Origin of the sequence: Pseudomonas kilonensis (assembly GCF_001269885.1) — a bacterium.
GTDB lineage: Bacteria > Pseudomonadota > Gammaproteobacteria > Pseudomonadales > Pseudomonadaceae > Aquipseudomonas > Aquipseudomonas kilonensis.
This window is the reverse complement of sequence record NZ_LHVH01000007.1, coordinates 164,899-182,308: the sequence shown is the minus strand read 5'-3', so window position 1 is coordinate 182,308 and position 17,410 is coordinate 164,899. Positions and strand designations below refer to the sequence as shown.

18 protein-coding genes are annotated in these 17,410 nt (G+C 61.6%); 9 read left to right on the top strand and 9 right to left on the bottom strand.

All coding sequences use genetic code 11. From position 1 onward, the window contains the following. Positions 1–91: 91 nt before the first annotated feature. The 3 genes from AD662_RS03085 to AD662_RS03075 form a co-directional block, all read right to left on the bottom strand. Positions 92–364 carry a PsiF family protein gene (locus AD662_RS03085; RefSeq protein WP_018611870.1) on the bottom strand — a complete coding sequence of 91 codons (273 nt, stop codon included), beginning with the start codon at positions 362–364 and terminating at the stop codon, positions 92–94. A gap of 214 nt (positions 365–578) precedes the next feature. Beyond that, positions 579–1,469, bottom strand: coding sequence for an esterase/lipase family protein (locus tag AD662_RS03080; RefSeq protein ID WP_053185375.1), 891 nt, complete (start codon positions 1,467–1,469; stop codon positions 579–581). Positions 1,470–1,581: 112 nt separating this feature from the next. Next, entirely contained in the window at positions 1,582–2,220 is a 639-nt protein-coding gene (locus AD662_RS03075) for an FMN-dependent NADH-azoreductase (protein WP_053185373.1), read from the bottom strand. A 136-nt stretch (positions 2,221–2,356) separates the two neighbouring features. Here AD662_RS03075 and AD662_RS03070 point away from each other — a divergent pair, with 136 nt between their 5' ends. Both AD662_RS03070 and AD662_RS03065 read left to right on the top strand, forming a co-directional pair. Beyond that, positions 2,357–3,298: a LysR substrate-binding domain-containing protein gene (locus AD662_RS03070; protein WP_024617365.1), complete on the top strand. Its 942-nt coding sequence runs from the start codon at positions 2,357–2,359 to the stop codon at positions 3,296–3,298. 57 nt (positions 3,299–3,355) lie between these two features. Beyond that, on the top strand, positions 3,356–3,886 hold the full coding sequence (locus tag AD662_RS03065; protein ID WP_053185370.1) for a ferritin-like domain-containing protein: 531 nt from the start codon (positions 3,356–3,358) through the stop codon (positions 3,884–3,886). A gap of 130 nt (positions 3,887–4,016) precedes the next feature. On the opposite strand, the gene AD662_RS03060 is transcribed toward AD662_RS03065, so the two are convergent. Then, a complete protein-coding gene (locus tag AD662_RS03060) occupies positions 4,017–6,092 on the bottom strand; it encodes an AsmA family protein (RefSeq protein ID WP_053185367.1) in 2,076 nt (691 codons plus the stop codon). A gap of 378 nt (positions 6,093–6,470) precedes the next feature. Between AD662_RS03060 and AD662_RS03055 the strand changes: the two genes are divergently transcribed. From AD662_RS03055 to AD662_RS03025, 7 genes are all read left to right on the top strand, one after another. Next, the gene (locus AD662_RS03055; RefSeq protein WP_018606246.1) at positions 6,471–6,845 is read left to right on the top strand and encodes a hypothetical protein; all 375 of its coding nucleotides are present in this window, start codon (positions 6,471–6,473) and stop codon (positions 6,843–6,845) included. A 155-nt stretch (positions 6,846–7,000) separates the two neighbouring features. Next, positions 7,001–7,633, top strand: a complete 633-nt coding sequence (locus AD662_RS03050) for a TetR family transcriptional regulator (RefSeq protein ID WP_018606248.1) — start codon at positions 7,001–7,003, stop codon at positions 7,631–7,633. 277 nt (positions 7,634–7,910) lie between these two features. Beyond that, complete coding sequence (gene ureE, locus AD662_RS03045) at positions 7,911–8,411, top strand: urease accessory protein UreE (protein ID WP_018606250.1); 501 nt, start codon at positions 7,911–7,913, stop codon at positions 8,409–8,411. Continuing rightward, positions 8,408–9,082: an urease accessory protein UreF gene (locus tag AD662_RS03040; protein ID WP_018606251.1), complete on the top strand. Its 675-nt coding sequence runs from the start codon at positions 8,408–8,410 to the stop codon at positions 9,080–9,082. The genes ureE and AD662_RS03040 overlap by 4 nt, the downstream gene beginning before the upstream one ends. A gap of 9 nt (positions 9,083–9,091) precedes the next feature. Further along, a complete protein-coding gene (gene ureG / locus AD662_RS03035) occupies positions 9,092–9,706 on the top strand; it encodes an urease accessory protein UreG (RefSeq protein ID WP_018606254.1) in 615 nt (204 codons plus the stop codon). Between the two features lie 31 nt (positions 9,707–9,737). Beyond that, on the top strand, positions 9,738–10,310 hold the full coding sequence (locus tag AD662_RS03030; RefSeq protein WP_053185365.1) for a HupE/UreJ family protein: 573 nt from the start codon (positions 9,738–9,740) through the stop codon (positions 10,308–10,310). A gap of 173 nt (positions 10,311–10,483) precedes the next feature. After that, positions 10,484–11,623, top strand: coding sequence for an AGE family epimerase/isomerase (locus tag AD662_RS03025; RefSeq protein WP_053185362.1), 1,140 nt, complete (start codon positions 10,484–10,486; stop codon positions 11,621–11,623). A 259-nt stretch (positions 11,624–11,882) separates the two neighbouring features. Here AD662_RS03025 and AD662_RS03020 read toward each other — a convergent pair whose 3' ends face one another. The 5 genes from AD662_RS03020 to AD662_RS03000 form a co-directional block, all read right to left on the bottom strand. Beyond that, positions 11,883–12,647 carry an SDR family oxidoreductase gene (locus tag AD662_RS03020; protein WP_053185358.1) on the bottom strand — a complete coding sequence of 255 codons (765 nt, stop codon included), beginning with the start codon at positions 12,645–12,647 and terminating at the stop codon, positions 11,883–11,885. Between the two features lie 851 nt (positions 12,648–13,498). After that, positions 13,499–14,215 carry an ABC transporter ATP-binding protein gene (locus tag AD662_RS03015; protein ID WP_018606262.1) on the bottom strand — a complete coding sequence of 239 codons (717 nt, stop codon included), beginning with the start codon at positions 14,213–14,215 and terminating at the stop codon, positions 13,499–13,501. Further along, positions 14,212–15,084, bottom strand: coding sequence for an ABC transporter ATP-binding protein (locus tag AD662_RS03010; protein ID WP_018606264.1), 873 nt, complete (start codon positions 15,082–15,084; stop codon positions 14,212–14,214). Before AD662_RS03010 ends, AD662_RS03015 begins: the two co-directional genes overlap by 4 nt. Further along, complete coding sequence (gene livM / locus AD662_RS03005) at positions 15,081–16,361, bottom strand: high-affinity branched-chain amino acid ABC transporter permease LivM (RefSeq protein ID WP_018606266.1); 1,281 nt, start codon at positions 16,359–16,361, stop codon at positions 15,081–15,083. Before livM ends, AD662_RS03010 begins: the two co-directional genes overlap by 4 nt. A 2-nt stretch (positions 16,362–16,363) precedes the next feature. Then, positions 16,364–17,278: an ABC transporter permease subunit gene (locus AD662_RS03000; RefSeq protein ID WP_014336328.1), complete on the bottom strand. Its 915-nt coding sequence runs from the start codon at positions 17,276–17,278 to the stop codon at positions 16,364–16,366. Between the last annotated feature and the right edge of the window lie 132 nt (positions 17,279–17,410).

The following is a 17,410-nucleotide window of genomic DNA, read 5'->3' as shown; positions in this document are numbered from 1 at the left end:
GCTCCCACCCTGGATCGGCATCGCCCGGCCCACTGTGGGAGCGAGCTTGCTCCGGGCGGCGATCCGACGATAGGGCTCATGGGTTCAACGCTTATTTTTTCTTCAGGCACTCACTCATGAACGCCTTGCGGGCATCGCCCTTCAACGCCTGGGTGGTGGCGGTGGCGTTGCAGGTTTTCATGCGATCCTGCGGGGTAGCCTTGAGGCAAGTGCTCATGAAGGCTTTGCGCTCGTCGCCCTTGAGGGCCTTGGCGGTGGCGTCGGCGTTGCAGGTGGTCATCTTGGTCTGCTGCGCCGTCTCGGCGAAGCTCTGGGAACACAGCAATAAACCGATCATCAACAAAGGCACACGCAGCATCTTCATGGTGTTTCTCCTGGCTGCCACACGAGAGGGTGGCGATGAGGTGCAGTGTAGACAAAGCCTGTTACACCTTCACCCAAGAGATTCTCAGTGCCTGAACTACCGCTTTCGCGAGCAAGCCCGCTCCCACATTCGACCGAGTTTCTTCAGACAGAATGCGGTCAATTGTGGGAGCGGGCTTGCTCGCGAAGAACGATAACGCCGTCTTCCTGATGATCTACACCCCGGCCGCCTTCAACCGCTCGGCATGCTCGACAAACAACCGGATCGGCTCAGCCCCCTTGCCCACCAGCCCCAGCGACTGGTTGACGATGTCGAAGTGGTCCAACGGATAGTCATCGCCGATGACCGTGCCCAGGTGCGAGCTGTAGCGTCCGACCATGCCGTCGCATTGCCCCGCCTCCCTTACAAAGGTGCGAGCAAATAAACGGCAACTGCGGTTGGTGCCGTCGAACAGGTTGCGCCCCTTGTCGGTCTTGCCCGGCTGCAAGGTGCCGGACCACGAGTAATAGCGCACGCCATTGACCTCTTCCGGCCCATTCCCGCCCCAGGTAACCGGCAGGCCCTGTGGATAACGTTGGTTGAACACCCCCACCCCGGCGGTGGTCAGGGAGGCGTGGGAAGCGTGGACATCCACCGGCAGCTTCGGCCCGCGATAGCCGGTGTCCAGCAGGCTCATCAGGGCGCTGATCAGCCGCAGCACGGCACTGAGCACGCGCCCCTTGGCACTGTCGGCGGGGTAGTGGAGCTGCAGGTAATCGGCCAGTTCGGAACCGTGGTTGGTGCCGGCCACCGATGTGACCGACGCCACCAGGTCCGGGCGCTTGGCGGCTGCATAGCGGGCGGTGAGGCTGCCTTGGCTGTGGCCGATCAAATTGACCTTCTGCGCACCGGTTTGCCGCAGGATCTCCTCGATCCGTGCCAGCAATTGCTCGCCGCGCACCTCGGAAGAATGCAGCGGCGAAACCTTCACCGCCACGACCACGGCCCCGCCGCGACGCAACGCCGAGACGATCCCATACCAGTACGGATACAGCACCAGGCGTATGAACCCGAGCATGCCCGGAACCAGTACCAGCGGGTAACGAGTGGCGCAGCGCTGCGACATGGCGACATCCTTGTGATCAAGAGGGTCAGCATCGGTACCGATGATGACCAGTCTATGACACCCAGATGAATCCGTGGCGAGGGCGCTTGCTCCCGTTAGGCTGCGCAGCCTCTCAGAAGGACCGCGCCAAGGCCAGCAGACGCTCCTCGGCCTCGGCGCAGGACAACGCAAAGCTGCGCTCGGCCGATTCTTCGCCTTCGGCCGCCACCACCGTCACATCGCTGATGCCGATAAACCCCAAGACAGTGCGCAACAGTGTGTCGGCGTGGTTCATGCTCTCCAACGGGCCGCCAGGGCCGAAACCGAAATCGCCGCGACTGGTCACGATCAGGGCTTTCTTGCCCTGCAACAGCGGCTCGTAGTGCGACACGCCGTTATCCAGGCTGTGGTTGAACGTCAGCCCGATGCGCACGATCTGGTCGATCCAGGCCTTCACGCCGCTGGGCACGCTGAAGTTGTGCATGGGCGCGGAGATCACCAGTCGGTCATGGGCTTGCAACTCCTCGACCAAGGCATCGCTCAGGGCCAGGTCCGCTTGCATGATCAACGGTCGAGCCTGGGGCTCAGGGTAGAACGCCGCGGCGATGAACGCTTCGTTGACCGGCGCAATCACCGTCCGTCCAACTTCGCGACGGGTCAATTGGGATTGTGGATGGGCGGCCTGCCACGCTGAAACAAAGGTCTCAGCCAAGCGCCGGGAATGAGAGCGCTCGCCACGGGGACTGCCATGTACTACAAGAATCTTGCTCATCTGAATATCCTTTATCCGGCTACAATCGACACTGCTTGTGCCCTTCAGCTTGAAGCCCAGCGCTGCTGACAGACAAATGAGCGCTAATTCATCAAGATGAATTAATTTCATCCATAGCATTTTCAGGAGAGTTCAGATGTTCGCCAACCTGCCGCTCAACGCCCTGCGCGCCTTCGAGGCTGCCGCGCGGTTGCTCAGCTTCAAGGCGGCCGCGGCGGAGCTGTCGGTGACGCCTACGGCGGTCTCCCATCAGATTCGATCCCTGGAGAGCTGGCTGGGGCTGGCGCTGTTCGAACGCCTGCCACGCCAGGTACGCCTCACCGACGGCGGGCAACGCTTGTTCCACAGCCTGCATGGGGCGTTGCTGGAAGTGGCACAAAGCGTCGACACCCTGCGCCCGCAACGCAGCACCAGCCACCTGACACTGTCCACCACCGCAGCGTTTGCCGCCCTGTGGCTGGTGCCTCGCCTGGGGCGTTTTTATGCGCGTCACCCGAACATCAACGTGCGCCTGGACACCCACTGCGAGGTGATCGACCTGCACCAGGACGCCAGCGTCGACCTGGTGGTGCGCTACAGCCTGGACGCCTATCCGAACCTCTACGGTATGTGCCTGTTCGATGAAAGCTTCGGGGTCTATGGCTCGCCTGAACAGGTGGCGCTGGCAGCACGGCAGGTGCCGACGCTGATCAGCGTGCATTGGCACAACTCCAAGCTGTACGCCCATGGTTGGGATGCCTGGTGCGCCCAGGCCGGGGAAACCTGGCTTGCCCGGCAGCCATGCATGCGCGAGTACGACGAGGAGCATTACGCCTTGCAAGCGGCGATTGCCGGGCAGGGCCTGGTGCTGGCGAGCAATATCCTGGCTTCCGAAAGCATCGCCAGTGGTTTGCTGGTGGGCTATCGCCCAGACATCCAGGTCAATGGCGCCGGCTACAGCGCCCTGTGCGTCCCGGGCCGCGAACGCCACCCGCCGGTGCGGGCGTTCTTCCAGTGGCTGGGGGAGGAAGCGCGGCTGTCCGGCTATGCACTGAAAAACTCGGTAAAACTTTTTCAGGACCGTGTCACTCAGACCTAGAGTGATCGCGCCATCAGAGCGTGACGCTCCCACCGGATCAGCCTCCAGGAGAACGAGATGAGCGACATGCACTTATCCGATGTAACCACCCTGCGCGAACGTGCACGGCAGAACGTGCAGAACGGTGCAGTGACCGAAGGCTACGGCGCCGATCGGCAGGAAGTTGTCCGCCTGCTCAACGAAGCGCTGGCCACCGAACTGGTCTGCGTGCTGCGCTACAAGCGCCACTACTTCATGGCCACCGGCCTCAAGGCCAGCGTGGCGGCCAATGAATTCCTCGAACACGCGAACCAGGAAGCCGAACACGCCGACAAACTTGCCGAGCGCATCGTGCAGTTGGGCGGCGAGCCGGAGTTCAACCCCGACCTGTTGACTCGCAGCTCCCACGCCCAGTACGTGGCGGGCAACACCCTCAAGGAAATGGTGTACGAGGACCTGGTGGCCGAACGCATCGCCATCGACAGCTATCGGGAAATCATCCAGTACATTGGCGAAAAAGACCCGACCACCCGGCGCATCTTCGAAGACATCCTGGCCCAGGAAGAAGAGCATGCCGATGACATGGCCGATATCCTCGCCGACCTCTGATACACCTTAGGGCCCCTTCGCGAGCAAGCCCGCTCCCACACTTGAACCGCATTCTTTCTGAAAGAACTCGGTCAACTGTGGGAGCGGGCTTGCTCGCGAAAGGGCCCTAAGCATCACAGCAATCCGTCGGCTACCGGGTCGGCTTGACCGTCACCGGCGCCTTGCCCGCCTTCATCTGCTCCAGCAGCGGCGCGCACTGGTTCGGCTCACCGCCGCTGGGCGCTACCAGCGCGAGCAAGCCGGCGGCCGGCGCGGCGATCACGCCCAACGCCACCATCCCGGCACCGCGCAGCATCAGCGGCACGGCCTTGACCCCAGCGGCGGGCTTGGCGAACGAGCCCCGCACGTACAACGGCGAGCGCAGGGAAATCAGGCGCCAGCCCTTGGACTCGGGGGTGATGGTCAGGTCCAGTTGTTCGTTCGCCATATTCGCCGTGCCGTCGATGTAGATGATCGCGTTCTCGGTGTCGAACACGAACAGGCGCGTGGTGGCCAGGCCCGTCTTGATGTCGAAGTCCGCCGCCGCGCAGTTGATCTTCACTTCCTTGTCGCCAAAGATTTTCCCCACCACGTAGTTGCCGACGTTCAGCCCCGCCAGCTCCATCAGCTCACGACTGATGGCACCATCGTTGATGAGCATTTTCAGCGTGCCATTGGAAGTGCCCAGCAACGCCGCCACCGAATTGCCGCGCCCGGTGATATCGGCATCGCCGTTCAATTCGCCGAAGCTGGTTTTCATCGGCTCAAAACCGGGGAACAGTTGCTTGAGCTTGAAACCGCGCGCCGTCAGCTTCGCCTGGCCTTCAAGGGGCCGGGTGCGCCCGTTGAGGCGGATCTGTGCATCAAGGCGGCCACCGGCCACGCCGAAGCGCAGGGGCTCGAGGCTCAACTGCCCATCGTTGAGCACCAGATGGGTGTAAAGGTCGGCGAACGGCAACTGCTCACTATGGACGATGCGTTTGCCGGTGAACTCGACATCGGCGTCCATCACACTCCAACGCTCGGTGCGAAACTCTTCCACGGGCAAGACCTTGCCAGTCGGCTGCTTGCTGGCGCCGCCGCGGGCCTTTTGCTCGGCATTGGAGTCAGCGCCGATCAGCGGCGCCAGGTCACTGAACAGCAGTTGATTGGAGACCAGCGCGCCACTGAGTTTCGGCCGGGGCTGGCTGGCGACATAGGCCAAGTCGCCATGGATATCGCTGTCGCCGATCTTGCCGTTGAACGCCTCATAGCGAAACAGCGCCCCTCCCGGCTCATGCAGCTTGGCAATCAAGCGGCCATCGGTGGCATACGGCGGCGAATCCGGCAGGGTCACGCCGGTCAGTGGGTAGAGATGGGCGAGGCTGTTGCCGGCCAGTTTCAGGCGCAAATCCAGGGCCCCGAGGTTCATCGGATCGGTGAGGGTTCCGGCCAACTCGACGCGGGTGGCGGCGATCGTCGCCTGGGCCTGGAGCGGAAAGGGTCGTGACGCATCCTGCAATGCCAGCAAACCACCGACCTTGCCGGAGCCGGCCAGGGCTTGCCCGTGATACTGCCCGTTGACCTTGAAGGCGAACGCGTAATCCTGCGGTGTGGCGCCTTGGTCCTGGGCTTTTTTGGCAGCCTTGTCACCGACGATATCGCTGAACGGGATGGGTTTGCCTAATGGGTCGATCAACAGGTCGAGCCGGGTCTTGAGCGTCTGGTCATCAAGGGTGACGTGGCCTTTGTCGAAGCCGATGGCGCCGATGTCCACCACCCAGCTGGACGGCTCGGCGTCCGGGTCTTTCGGATCGAATTGGAAGGTCCAGTTGGCGCGTCCGTCAGCCAGACGCTGCAGGTTGGCATTGGGCTCCGTCAGGTCGATGCGCGGGATCGCCACCCGCCGCGCCAGCAAGGCCAAGGGGGACACGCGCAACTCGACACGCTTGAGCGTGACCATTTGCGGGGTTTTCGACCAGTCAGGGTTGCCCAGGCTCAAATCCTCGGCCACCACATGGGGCCAGGGCAGCCAGGCACGCCAGCCCCCTTCCTCTGGCTCACGCTGCCAGGCTACCGCCAGATTGCCGTTGATGGCGAAGGGGCGATGCAACTCCTCGGAAACCTTGGCATTGAGCGTGGGCTTGATGCGGTTCCAGTCGAAGAACGCGATGACCAGGACCAGCACGGCCAGCAGGACAACAAGGCTGGCAAAGCTCCAGGCGAGGATTTTCGAGGTGCGCGTCATGCACAAGGCTCCTGATGACAAGTCAGCGTCCGCAACCGCGACGCCGCTGGAAACACGAACCTGCAGCCGGTTCGTCATAAAGGGTTGGACTGGTGAAACAGCTTACAGGTGCCGATGAACGGCACAAAAAAAATGCCAGGATCCTGACCGATCAGCCAACAAACTGTTACCGCATCCGCACATTCACGAGGCAGTAGTGGGTACAAAATACCCACCCCGGTGCAAAACGGCACCTCGGAAACGCCCGTTCTAGAGCCTTCGCGCTGAACAATCAATTCCGTTGATTATTACCATTGCGTTTATGAACTTTTATATCGACTTATCGAGAGTAGCATTGCCCTCGTACCCACTTTATCGCCCCCCCAAGGAGCAACGATCATGAAACGCCAATTACTGATGAGCCTGTCCCTTTCACTGCTGGCCTCGACTGCCTTCGCACTGCCAGCCTCCGAACAAGCCACACCACAGGTCAAGGACAGCCACTCTGTCTACAGCCAGACTGTTGCCGAAGGCGGACGTGATCGCCTGGAAGAAAAAGGCCTGGTTGAAGACGGTTCTGACCGTACACCTGGCCAGACCCTCGCCGCCGACGGTTCTGACCGCACACCTGGCCAAACCCTCGCCGCCGACGGTTCTGACCGCACACCTGGCCAGACCCTTGCTGAAGACGGGTCTTCCCGCACCAAACTGGGCGAAACCGTGGCCGAAGGCGGTGGTGATCGCACGATCGAACGCAATGGCACAGTGAGCTGAGCCCATGATGGCCCAAAAAAAAGCCCGATTCCTGCAATCGGGCTTTTGACTTTTCAAGCCCTTCGTTTTCCCGCCCCCCCCTCTCTACCGTTCGACGTCGGCAAAGCCGATTTGCTAGAGTGCGTCGCTCCCGTGAATCAGAAGCCAGCCCTGCGATGCTGCCCCGCGCCGAACAGAAACAACAGACCCGAATTGCCCTGATGGATGCAGCCCGTCATTTGATGGAGTGTGGCCGGGGATTCGGTAGCCTGAGCCTGCGGGAAGTCACCCGGACAGCCGGCATCGTGCCCACCGGGTTCTACCGGCACTTTGACGACATGGACCAACTGGGCCTGGCACTGGTCAGCGAAGTCGGCCAGACCTTCCGCGAAACCATCCGCCTGGTACGCCACAACGAATTCGTCATGGGCGGCATTATCGATGCCTCGGTGCGGATCTTTCTCGATGTGGTGCAGGCCAACCGATCGCAGTTCCTGTTCCTGGCCCGCGAGCAATACGGCGGCTCCCTGCCGGTGCGCCAGGCCATCGCCCAACTGCGCGAAGACATCAGCTCGGACCTGGCCGCCGACCTGGCCTTGATGCCCAAGTTGCAGCACCTGGACCTGGCCGCCCTGGGCGTGATGGCCGACCTCATCGTCAAGAGCGTATTCGCCACCCTGCCGGACATCATCGACCCACCCGCCCAAGCCCTCCCCGAACACCTCACGCCCCAGGCGAAGATTACCCAGCAACTGCGGTTCATCTTTATTGGCCTCAAGCATTGGCAAGGGTTGGGCAGTACCGAATAAACCCCCGGATGTACCCCACTGTGGGAGCGAGCTTGCTCGCGATAGCGGAGTCTCAGCCCCTATCAATGCCAACTGAACCGACGCCTTCGCGAGCAGGCTCGCTCCCACAGGTTCTTTTTGTGCCCGTCGCATAATGGTGCGCGACATCTCGGCGCGCACCAACATGGCACGCAATCCGCCCCATCCTGAAACGCCATCCCAGCTATTTCCTACACCTCATTCGGTTGGCAAGCCCCTTGCTCTAAACACAGCACTGTTCATTGCTGGAAGCACTCCGATGCTGGTGATTCACCGCAGAATCGACACTCAACCGCGCTGGGACGCCGAGCTGCACCTGACCTTTGACGCCCGCAGCAAAAGCCGTCTGCGCTGTTTCAGTGCCGAGGGTGAAGACGTGGGGTTGTTCCTGGAGCGAGGCCAACCGCCGCTGTACGACGGCGAATGCCTGCAGGCCGAAGACGGGCGCATCGTGCGCGTCTGCGCTCGCGCCGAACAATTGCTGCATGTCACCTGCGCCAACGCGTTTGAACTGACCCGCGCCGCCTATCACCTGGGCAATCGCCATGTCGCCTTGCAAGTAGGCGATGGCTGGTTGCGCCTGCTGGACGATTACGTGCTCAAGGCGATGCTCGAGCAACTGGGCGCCCGCGCCGAACCCATCGAAGCCCCGTTCCAGCCGGAACACGGCGCCTATGGCGGCGGTCATCATCACTCCCGGCACGGCGACGAAGATTTCAACTACGCGCCGCGCCTGCATCAGTTTGGCGTGCGCACATGAACCCGGCCTGGGCGCTGCTGCGTCTGGCCAGCCCGCAATTGCCGATTGGCGGCTACAGCTATTCCCAGGGGCTGGAGATGGCGGTGGACAACGGCCTGGTCAAGAATTGCGACGACGCCCGTCGCTGGATCAGCGATCAATTGCTGCTGAACCTGGCGCGTTTCGAGGCGCCTTTGCTGCTGGCGCACTGCAGCGCAGCAGCCGCTGACGATTGGGACGCCCTGCTGCTGCATTGCGAAGAACACCGCGCCAGCCGGGAAACCCGTGAGCTGTATCAGGAAAGCCGGCAGATGGGCTACTCGTTGCAGCAACTGCTCGCCGGCCTGCCGGAGCTCGACCGTGCCGCCCGGGACTTTCTTGAACAACGCAGCGAGCCGCACCTGGCCTTGTGCTGGGCCCTCGCGGCGCGCGCCTGGCATATCACCCCCCAGGACGCCCTCGCCGCCTGGCTGTGGAGCTGGCTGGAAAACCAACTGGCGGTGCTGATGAAAACCCTGCCCCTGGGCCAGCAAGCCGCCCAGCGCCTGACCAGCGAACTGCTGCCACTGCTGCAACAGGCTCAGCACGACGCCTCGAACATCGACCCCGACCATTACGGCAGCGCCGCCTTTGGCCTGTCCCTGGCGTGCATGGCTCATGAGCGCCAGTACAGCCGTCTGTTCCGTTCCTAGGAGACACCCATGAATACACAACCTCTGCGCGTCGGTATCGGCGGCCCGGTAGGTTCCGGCAAGACCGCCCTGACCCTGGCCCTGTGCCTGGCTCTACGTGAACGCTACAACCTGGCAGTGGTCACCAACGACATCTATACCCGCGAAGACGCCGACTTCCTGGTGCGCAACGAGGCCCTGGCGCCGGAGCGGATCATCGGCGTGGAAACCGGCGGCTGCCCGCACACGGCGATTCGCGAAGACGCGTCGATCAACCTTGAGGCGGTGGACCAGTTGAACCGGCGCTTCCCGGACCTGGACCTGATCCTGGTGGAATCGGGCGGTGACAACCTGTCGGCGACCTTCAGCCCTGAGCTGTCGGACCTGACCATCTATGTGATCGACGTCTCGGCCGGCGACAAGCTGCCGCGCAAGGGCGGGCCGGGCATCTGCAAATCCGACCTGCTGGTGATCAATAAAATCGACCTGGCACCGCTGGTGGGTGCATCCCTGGAAATGATGGACAGCGACACCCGGCGGATGCGCAACGGCAAGCCCTTTGTGTTTAGCAACCAGAAGACCGGCCAGGGCCTGGACGACATCATCGCCTTCATCGAGCGCCAGGGTCTGCTGACCGCCGCCTGATCTTTCCGACTGACCACAAGGAAGCTTATCCATGACCTTCAAACGCCTCCTCGGCGCCCTCGCCCTGCTGCTGACCCCGACCCTGGCCTTCGCCCACCCAGGCCATGGCGACAATGGCCTGATCGCCGGCCTCGGCCACCCCATCGGCGGGCTCGACCACTTGCTGGCAATGCTGGCTGTCGGTTTGTGGGCCGCACAACAACAAGGGGCCGCGCGCTGGGCGCTGCCCTGCACCTTCGTCGGTACGATGCTGCTCGGCGGCCTGCTGGGCTTTGAAGGCCTGGAGCTGCCAGCGCTGGAAAGCGGGATCGCCGCCTCGGTGCTCGCCCTGGGCCTGGCGGTGGCATTGGCGGTGCGTCCGCCATTGAGCCTGGCGGTCGGTGCGACGGCACTGTTTGCGCTGTTCCATGGCGTGGCCCACGGCTTGGAACTGCCGAACATGTCGAGCCCGTGGGCCTATGCGGCGGGCTTCGTCGCGGCGACAGCAGCGTTGCATGGCGCCGGGTTTGCCCTGGTGCGGGTGTTGCCGCGAGCGGCGGCGCCATTGGTTCGATTGGCCGGGGCGGCTTCGGCGGGGGCTGGGGTTTGGTTGTTGGCGGGTTGATTATTTAGCGCCTTCAAAGGCCCCTTCGCGAGCAAGCCCGCTCCCACAGTTTGATCGATCCCTGTGGGAGCGGGCTTGCTCGCGAAGGCGGCCTGACAGCCGCCCCATCTCCCCAGGCCTGCCACTCTGCTACCATGTCGCGCAATCGCCCCCAGCCGTGACGACGTCCGCCAATGCCTCATGCTTCCCGCCCCGCTCCCCAGCCTGAATTGACTGCCCTGTTTGCAACGGTGCGTCAGCATTTTCACGACGTGATCGTGCCGATGTGGCAGGGCCCGGGCTGGAATGCCGAACTGGCGCTGCCCTATGAATCCCTGGATGCCGAACATGCGCCGCTGCCACCCCAGCGCTATCGCGCCATGGCCTGTGCGCGGCAGCTGTATGTGTTCGCCAGCCTGATTGGCGAAGTGCCCCAGGCCGAGGAACGGGCCAGCGCACTGTTCCGCTCGCTGCAGCGTCATTTCCACGATGCCGAGCATGGCGGCTGGTTCTACAGCATCGACCCGCAAGGCGTGCCGCTGGACACCGGCAAAGACCTCTACACCCACGCCTTCATCCTGTTCGCCTGCGCTCATTACTGGGGCAAGGTTCGCGAACCGCTGGTGGAATCGGTGCTCAACGCCAGCCTGGAGGTCATTGCCAAGCGTTTTGCCAGTGCAGACGGTCTCTACGAGGCCAGCCTCAAGCGCGATTGGTCAACGACCGGATCCGGCCCGTTGCAAAACCCCTTGATGCACCTGGCCGAAGCGTTCCTCGCCACGCTCTCGGTCCGCGAAGACGCCAACGTCCGCCAGGCGTTGCTGAGCCTGTGCGACGGGATGTCCAAGCAGTTCATCGAGCCGCAGCAACGCGTGATGATGGAGAAGCCGCTCAAGGCTGTGGATAACTGGTTCGAACCGGGGCACCAGTTCGAATGGTATTACTTGCTGGCTTCATCGCCGCTGTTGCGCAACGGCAAGTTGCACACCGCCCTGGAGCGCAGCTTCGGCCATACCGAACAACGCGGCGTCGCCCCGGACTCCGGTGCTGTGTGTGCAATGCTGGCCTTGGGATCCCAGGCAGGCCCACGCGATGCCACCCAACGCATCTGGGCCCAGGCGGAATACTTGCGGGCACTCACCTTGCGCCCGGACAACCAGGGGCTGCTGCTGCTGCTGCGTCAATTGCAGGCGCTGCAGCAGCATTTCCTGCATGCCAAGGGGTGGAACGAATGCCTGGACGCCGACGGCATCGTCAGCCGCCGGGACATGCCGTCCACCACGCCGTATCACCTGCTGACCTGCTATCGCGGGCTGGCCGATTATCTGGGCTGATTGGTAAACCGCTATCGCGGGCAAGCCTTGCTCCCACAGGGATCAGAGCCGACCTGCTCCCCAGGGATGAGTCAAACCTGTGGAAGTCCTGCTCCCCAGAGATGAATCAAACCTGTGGAAGTCCTGCTCCCCAGAGATGAGTCAAACCTGTGGAAGTCCTGCTCCCCAGAGATGAGTCAAACCTGTGGAAGTCCTGCTCCCCAGAGATGAGTCAAACCTGTGGGAGCAAGGCTTGCCCGCGATGAACGATAACGCGGTTTTATGTTTTGTTGCGCTCAATGGCAAACCCGGCCCAGGTCTGGCTCACCGGCATCAGCTCCAGGCTGTTGATGTTGATGTGCGCTGGCGCATTGAGCACCCAGAAAATCGTATCGGCGATGTCCTGTGGCTGGATCGGCTCAGCGCCAGCGTAGGTCGCGTTGTAGCGCTCCTGGTCGCCACCGAAGCGCACCAGGGAAAACTCGCTCTCGCACAGGCCCGGCTCAATATTGCTCACCCGCACGCCCGTGCCTTGCAGGTCGCAACGCAGGTTCAAGGAGAACTGTTTGACGAACGCCTTGCTCGCGCCATACACGTGGCTGCCCGGATACGGGTAGTTGCCGGCGATAGAGCCCAGGTTGACGATCCCTGCTCCACGACCATGGGCGATCAGGCGCGGCAACAGCAGGCGAGTGCTGTAGAGCAGCCCTTTCACATTGGTGTCGACCATGGTGTCCCAGTCATCGAGGTCGCACTTGGGCGCCGGGTCAACGCCCAGGGCCAGGCCGGCGTTGTTGATCAGCCCGCGCAATTTGACGAAGGATGGCGGCAGGTTGGCGATGGCCTCTTCCATGGCCTTGCGATCACGCACATCCACGACCAGGCCATGGACTTCGGTCTGCTTCGACAGCTCGGCACAGAGGGCATTGAGGCGTTCTTCACGACGACCGGTCAGCACCAGTTTCCAACCGGCCTCGGCAAAACGACGGGCACAGGCTTCACCAAAACCGGACGTCGCGCCGGTAATAAACAGGGTGTCAGACATCGTGTTCTCCTTGTTTGAACTTCAACAGCCATTAAATGGAAATCGGCCCACAGCATGCCCGCCCTGGCACGGTAGGAGCAAGGCTTGCACACGGCTTTTGCCCCACAACTGCTCATAAAACAACCAATCCCCGCCAGGCCTTGTCCAACAAGGGCCGCAGCCGGTTGCCCGCACCTTATCCACAGGCACGTCCACAGTAATCGGGGGCAAGTGCAAAACCCGCAAGCCGCTGTGCATAAGGCTTTGCGGGGTATTTGGAAATTTTTTTCGCTTGACCCTGCAAGTGAGGTTGTGCAGCGCAAGTTATCTGCTATAAGCCAACGCGAGATGGGCGATGGCTCCAAGCCAGTAACGACGGTACTCAGCGCGGTCTTTCCAGAGTTTAATCACAGACTTATCCACAGGCTTGCCCACCGACTTTCGAGCCCATTGCAGTGTTCATAAAAGTGTTGACAACAGTCACTCCCGCTTGACGAAAAACGCCTGATCAAAAAACAACCACAGGCCTGCAAGCCACGTATTCAAAGGCTTGCAGCCAGCTACTCCCACGTTACCCACAGCCAGTTCCACAGCAAACGGGGACAAGTCAAAACCGTGACAAAACAACTGTTTGCGGCGACTTTATGTCGCGGTTTCGCAGGGACTCAGGATTGTTGTCCACAATTGCCACAGACAACCGAAATCCCCATGTGGGAGCGGGCTTGCTCGCGAAGGCGGCGTGTCAGTCGACATCAATATGTCTGATCCACCGCTTTCGCGAGCAAGCCCGCTCCCACAGAGGGACAGTGGTGTTTTGGGGAGATAAAAAAACCGGCGATCACTCGCCGGTTTTTTTCATTGCAACAGCCGCCTCAATGCCCGCCCAGGTACGCGTTGCGCACTTCCTCGTTGGCGAGCAGCTCCTTGCCTGTGCCGGTCAGGCGGATTTCGCCGTTGACCATCACATAGGCCCGGTCCGACAGCCTGAGGGCGTGGTTGGCGTTCTGTTCCACCAGGAAGATGGTCATCCCGGTGGAGGCCAGCTCGCGCAGGGTGGCGAAGATCTGCTTCACCACGATCGGCGCCAGCCCCAGGCTCGGCTCATCGAGCAGCAACAACTTGGGCCGGCTCATCAATGCCCGAGCGATGGCGAGCATTTGCTGCTCGCCGCCGGACATGGTCATGGCCCGCTGGTTGCGGCGCTCCTTGAGCCGTGGAAACAGCTCGAACATGCGCTGCATGTCTTCGCTGGCATATTTATCACCTATGGGAATGGTGCCCATCAGCAGGTTTTCCTCGACGGTCATGTCCGGGAATACCCGCCGCCCTTCCGGCGACTGCGCGATGCCGTTGGAGGCAATGTAGTGCGACGACTTGTGGGTGATGTCCACGCCCTGGTAGATGATCTGCCCGCCGGCAGCACGCGGCTGGCCGAAGATCGACATCAGCAACGTGGACTTGCCGGCCCCGTTGGAGCCGATCAGGCTCACGGTTTCACCTTCACCGATGTGCATCGAGACTTTTTTCAGGGCCTGGATCGGCCCGTAGAACACGTCCAACTCCTTGAGCTCGAGGATAGGTCCACTCATACCAGTTCCTCTTCATCGGCACCCAGGTAGGCCGCGATCACCTTCGGATCGTTGCGAATCGCCTCGGGACCGCCCTCGGCGATCACGTTGCCGTGGTCCAGCACCACAATGTGGTCGGAAATGCTCATTACCATGCCCATGTCGTGTTCGATCAGCACCACGGTCAGATCATGCTCGTCGCGCAGCAGCCGGATCATCGCGCTCAGCGCTTCGGTTTCCTGAGGGTTGAGGCCGGCGGCCGGTTCATCGAGGCAGATGATCTGTGGGCGTGTGCACATGGCCCGGGCGATTTCCAGGCGCCGCTGCTGACCATAGGAAAGCTCGCCCGCCAGGCGGTTGGCGCAATCCACCAGGTCCACCACTTCCAGCCAATAGAAGGCATGGTCCAAGGCGTCGCTTTCGGCCTTGCGGTAGCCCTTGGTGTTGAGGATGCCCGCCACCATGCTGCGGTTGACCCACATGTGCTGGGCCACCAGCAGGTTTTCCAGCACCGACATTTCCTTGAACAGGCGAATGTTCTGGAAGGTGCGCGCCAGGCCGGCGCGGTTCACCAGGTGGGTGCCGCCGAACATCTTGTAATACAGCCGGCTGGCGAAGGCTTTCGGCGACACGAAATCAGTCGGGCGAAACGCCTCGCCCAACAGCTTGATGACGTTGGTTTGCTCGCCACGCACGTTGAGCTCGATATTCCCGCCCGAAGCCTTGTAGAAACCGGTCAGGCAGTTGAACACCGTGGTCTTGCCCGCACCATTGGGGCCGATCAGGGCGAAGATCGAGTTGCGCTTGACTTGCAGGCTGACGTCGCTGAGGGCCTTGATACCACCGAACTGCATCATCAGGTTTTCAACTTTGAGTACGACTTCGCTCATGGCGCTACCCCCTTGCGCGGCGTTACCCCGGTACGGCTGATACGGATCAGGCCGCGAGGCCGCCAGATCATCATCAACACCATCAATACGCCGAACAACAGCACCCTGTATTCCGAGAAACTGCGCAACAGCTCCGGCGCCACGGTGAGCACGAACGCGGCAATCACCACGCCGACCGTCGAGCCCATGCCCCCCAGCACCACGATGGCCAGTATCAGCGCCGACTCGAAGAAGGTGAACGAAGACGGGTTGACGAAACCCTGGTAACTGGCGAAGAACACCCCCGCCAGGCCCGCCGTGGACGCACCGATGGTAAAGGCCGAGAGCTTGACCAGCACATGGTTCAGGCCCATGGAGCGACAGGCGATTTCATCCTCGCGCAAGGCTTCCCAGGCACGTCCGACCGGCATGCGGGTCAGGCGATGCTTGACGTAGAGCACCAGCAGCACCGTGATGAACAGCACGATGTAGATGAACAGGAATTTGATATTGGGGTTGTAGTCGATGCCGAAGAACTCATGAAACGGTACCCCACCATCCTTGGCCCTTCGACCAAACTCCAGGCCGAAAAAGGTCGGCGACGGCACAGGCATGCCATTCGGCCCGCCGGTGAACGACAGCCAGTTGTTGAGCACCAGGCGAATGATCTCGCCAAAGCCCAGGGTCACGATGGCCAGGTAATCACCGTGCATTCGCAACACCGGGAAACCCAAGATGCACCCCGCCATCGCCGCCGCGATGGCCGCCAGGGGCAGTACGGTCCAGAACCCCAGCCCCAGGTATTGGTAGCCCAGCGCCAGGCCATAGGCGCCGATGGCGTAGAACGCCACATAACCCAGGTCGAGCAGCCCCGCCAGGCCGACCACGATGTTCAGGCCCAGGCCCAACAGCACATAGATCAACCCGAGGATGACCACGGTGAGCACGTATTTGTTGGCGAAGAACGGAAACACGATGGCAATCACGATCAGCGCCGGGATGATCCAGCGCAGCCGCGACTTGTAGTCGGGTGGCAGCACATGCACGCCGGAGCCAGTGCTTTCGAAACCCTGGAGAATCTTCAGTCCCTTGGGGGTTTGCAGGAACAGGCTCAAGGCAAAGCGCCCGATCATCACGATAGCCACCAGCCAGCCGACGCGGGCCGGTTGCAGGTTGAAGCTGTAGCCGTCGAGCACCACGCCGACAATCGGCCCGAACACGATCAGCGAGATCAGGCCGGCCAGGATCGCGTCGATGACGCTCTGTTTGATATCAAGCGGTTTATTGGCAGCAGACATACTTATACCTTCGCCACGAGTGGGCGACCCAACAGGCCCTGGGGACGGAAAATCAGAATCAGCACCAACAGCGAGAAACTGAACACGTCTTTGTAGTCAGAGTTGATCAGACCGGCGAACAGCGACTCGGAAATGCCGAGGATGATCCCGCCGAGCATCGCCCCAGGCAGGGAGCCAATGCCGCCGAGTACCGCAGCAGTGAACGCCTTGATGCCGATGATGAAGCCAGCATAGAAGTCGAACGTGCCGTAGTTCATGGTGATCAGCACACCGGCCAGGGCCGCCATGGCCGCGCCGATGATGAACACGTAGGAAATCACCCGGTCGGTGTTGATCCCCAGGATCGAGGCCATCTTGCGGTCTTGCTGGGTGGCGCGGCACATGCGTCCGAGCTTGGTGTACTTGATGATGTAGGTCAGCAAGGCCATCCCGGCGAATGCGGCGATCAGGATGAAAATCTTGGTGTAGGTGAGCTGGACGAAACCGCTGCCGATGTCGACGCGCATGGCGCCTTCGAGCAGTGTCGGAACACCCTGTTGGCGGGCGCCCTGGCTGATCTGTGCATAGTTCTGCAGGATCAGCGAAATGCCGATGGCACTGATCAGCGGTGCCAGCCGGGTTGAGTTGCGCAGGGGTTTGTAGGCGACGCGTTCGATGACCCAGCCGTATACCCCGGTGACCACGACCGTGAACACGAGAGTGCCGAGGATCATAAGCGGAAAGGATTCAATACCGAAGTAAGCCAGCAGAGCCAGACTGATTGCCGCGAGGTAAGCGGAAATCATGTAAACCTCGCCGTGGGCGAAGTTGATCATGCCGATGATGCCGTAGACCATTGTGTAGCCGATGGCGATCAGACCATAGACCGACCCGAGGGTCAGGCCATTGATCAGTTGCTGCAGGAAAATACCATCCATAACGCAATCTCACGCAGTGAGAACCTGCACACCCTGAGGTGTGCGGTTCTTCTAAGGAAAATACAGATTTACGTCGGAGCAGTGTCAGGCACGACCGGCGCGAGCCTCATGGAAACCGGGGCTTGCCCGGCT

Bases quoted from the DNA above. Each gene is read 5' to 3' on its own strand.
- AD662_RS03085 (WP_018611870.1), bottom strand. From the start codon at position 364: ATGAAGATGCTGCGTGTGCCTTTGTTGATGATCGGTTTATTGCTGTGT.
- AD662_RS03080 (WP_053185375.1), bottom strand. From the start codon at position 1,469: ATGTCGCAGCGCTGCGCCACTCGTTACCCGCTGGTACTGGTTCCGGGC.
- AD662_RS03075 (WP_053185373.1), bottom strand. From the start codon at position 2,220: ATGAGCAAGATTCTTGTAGTACATGGCAGTCCCCGTGGCGAGCGCTCT.
- AD662_RS03070 (WP_024617365.1), top strand. From the start codon at position 2,357: ATGTTCGCCAACCTGCCGCTCAACGCCCTGCGCGCCTTCGAGGCTGCC.
- AD662_RS03065 (WP_053185370.1), top strand. From the start codon at position 3,356: ATGAGCGACATGCACTTATCCGATGTAACCACCCTGCGCGAACGTGCA.
- AD662_RS03060 (WP_053185367.1), bottom strand. From the start codon at position 6,092: ATGACGCGCACCTCGAAAATCCTCGCCTGGAGCTTTGCCAGCCTTGTT.
- AD662_RS03055 (WP_018606246.1), top strand. From the start codon at position 6,471: ATGAAACGCCAATTACTGATGAGCCTGTCCCTTTCACTGCTGGCCTCG.
- AD662_RS03050 (WP_018606248.1), top strand. From the start codon at position 7,001: ATGCTGCCCCGCGCCGAACAGAAACAACAGACCCGAATTGCCCTGATG.
- ureE (WP_018606250.1), top strand. From the start codon at position 7,911: ATGCTGGTGATTCACCGCAGAATCGACACTCAACCGCGCTGGGACGCC.
- AD662_RS03040 (WP_018606251.1), top strand. From the start codon at position 8,408: ATGAACCCGGCCTGGGCGCTGCTGCGTCTGGCCAGCCCGCAATTGCCG.
- ureG (WP_018606254.1), top strand. From the start codon at position 9,092: ATGAATACACAACCTCTGCGCGTCGGTATCGGCGGCCCGGTAGGTTCC.
- AD662_RS03030 (WP_053185365.1), top strand. From the start codon at position 9,738: ATGACCTTCAAACGCCTCCTCGGCGCCCTCGCCCTGCTGCTGACCCCG.
- AD662_RS03025 (WP_053185362.1), top strand. From the start codon at position 10,484: ATGCCTCATGCTTCCCGCCCCGCTCCCCAGCCTGAATTGACTGCCCTG.
- AD662_RS03020 (WP_053185358.1), bottom strand. From the start codon at position 12,647: ATGTCTGACACCCTGTTTATTACCGGCGCGACGTCCGGTTTTGGTGAA.
- AD662_RS03015 (WP_018606262.1), bottom strand. From the start codon at position 14,215: ATGAGTGGACCTATCCTCGAGCTCAAGGAGTTGGACGTGTTCTACGGG.
- AD662_RS03010 (WP_018606264.1), bottom strand. From the start codon at position 15,084: ATGAGCGAAGTCGTACTCAAAGTTGAAAACCTGATGATGCAGTTCGGT.
- livM (WP_018606266.1), bottom strand. From the start codon at position 16,361: ATGTCTGCTGCCAATAAACCGCTTGATATCAAACAGAGCGTCATCGAC.
- AD662_RS03000 (WP_014336328.1), bottom strand. From the start codon at position 17,278: ATGGATGGTATTTTCCTGCAGCAACTGATCAATGGCCTGACCCTCGGG.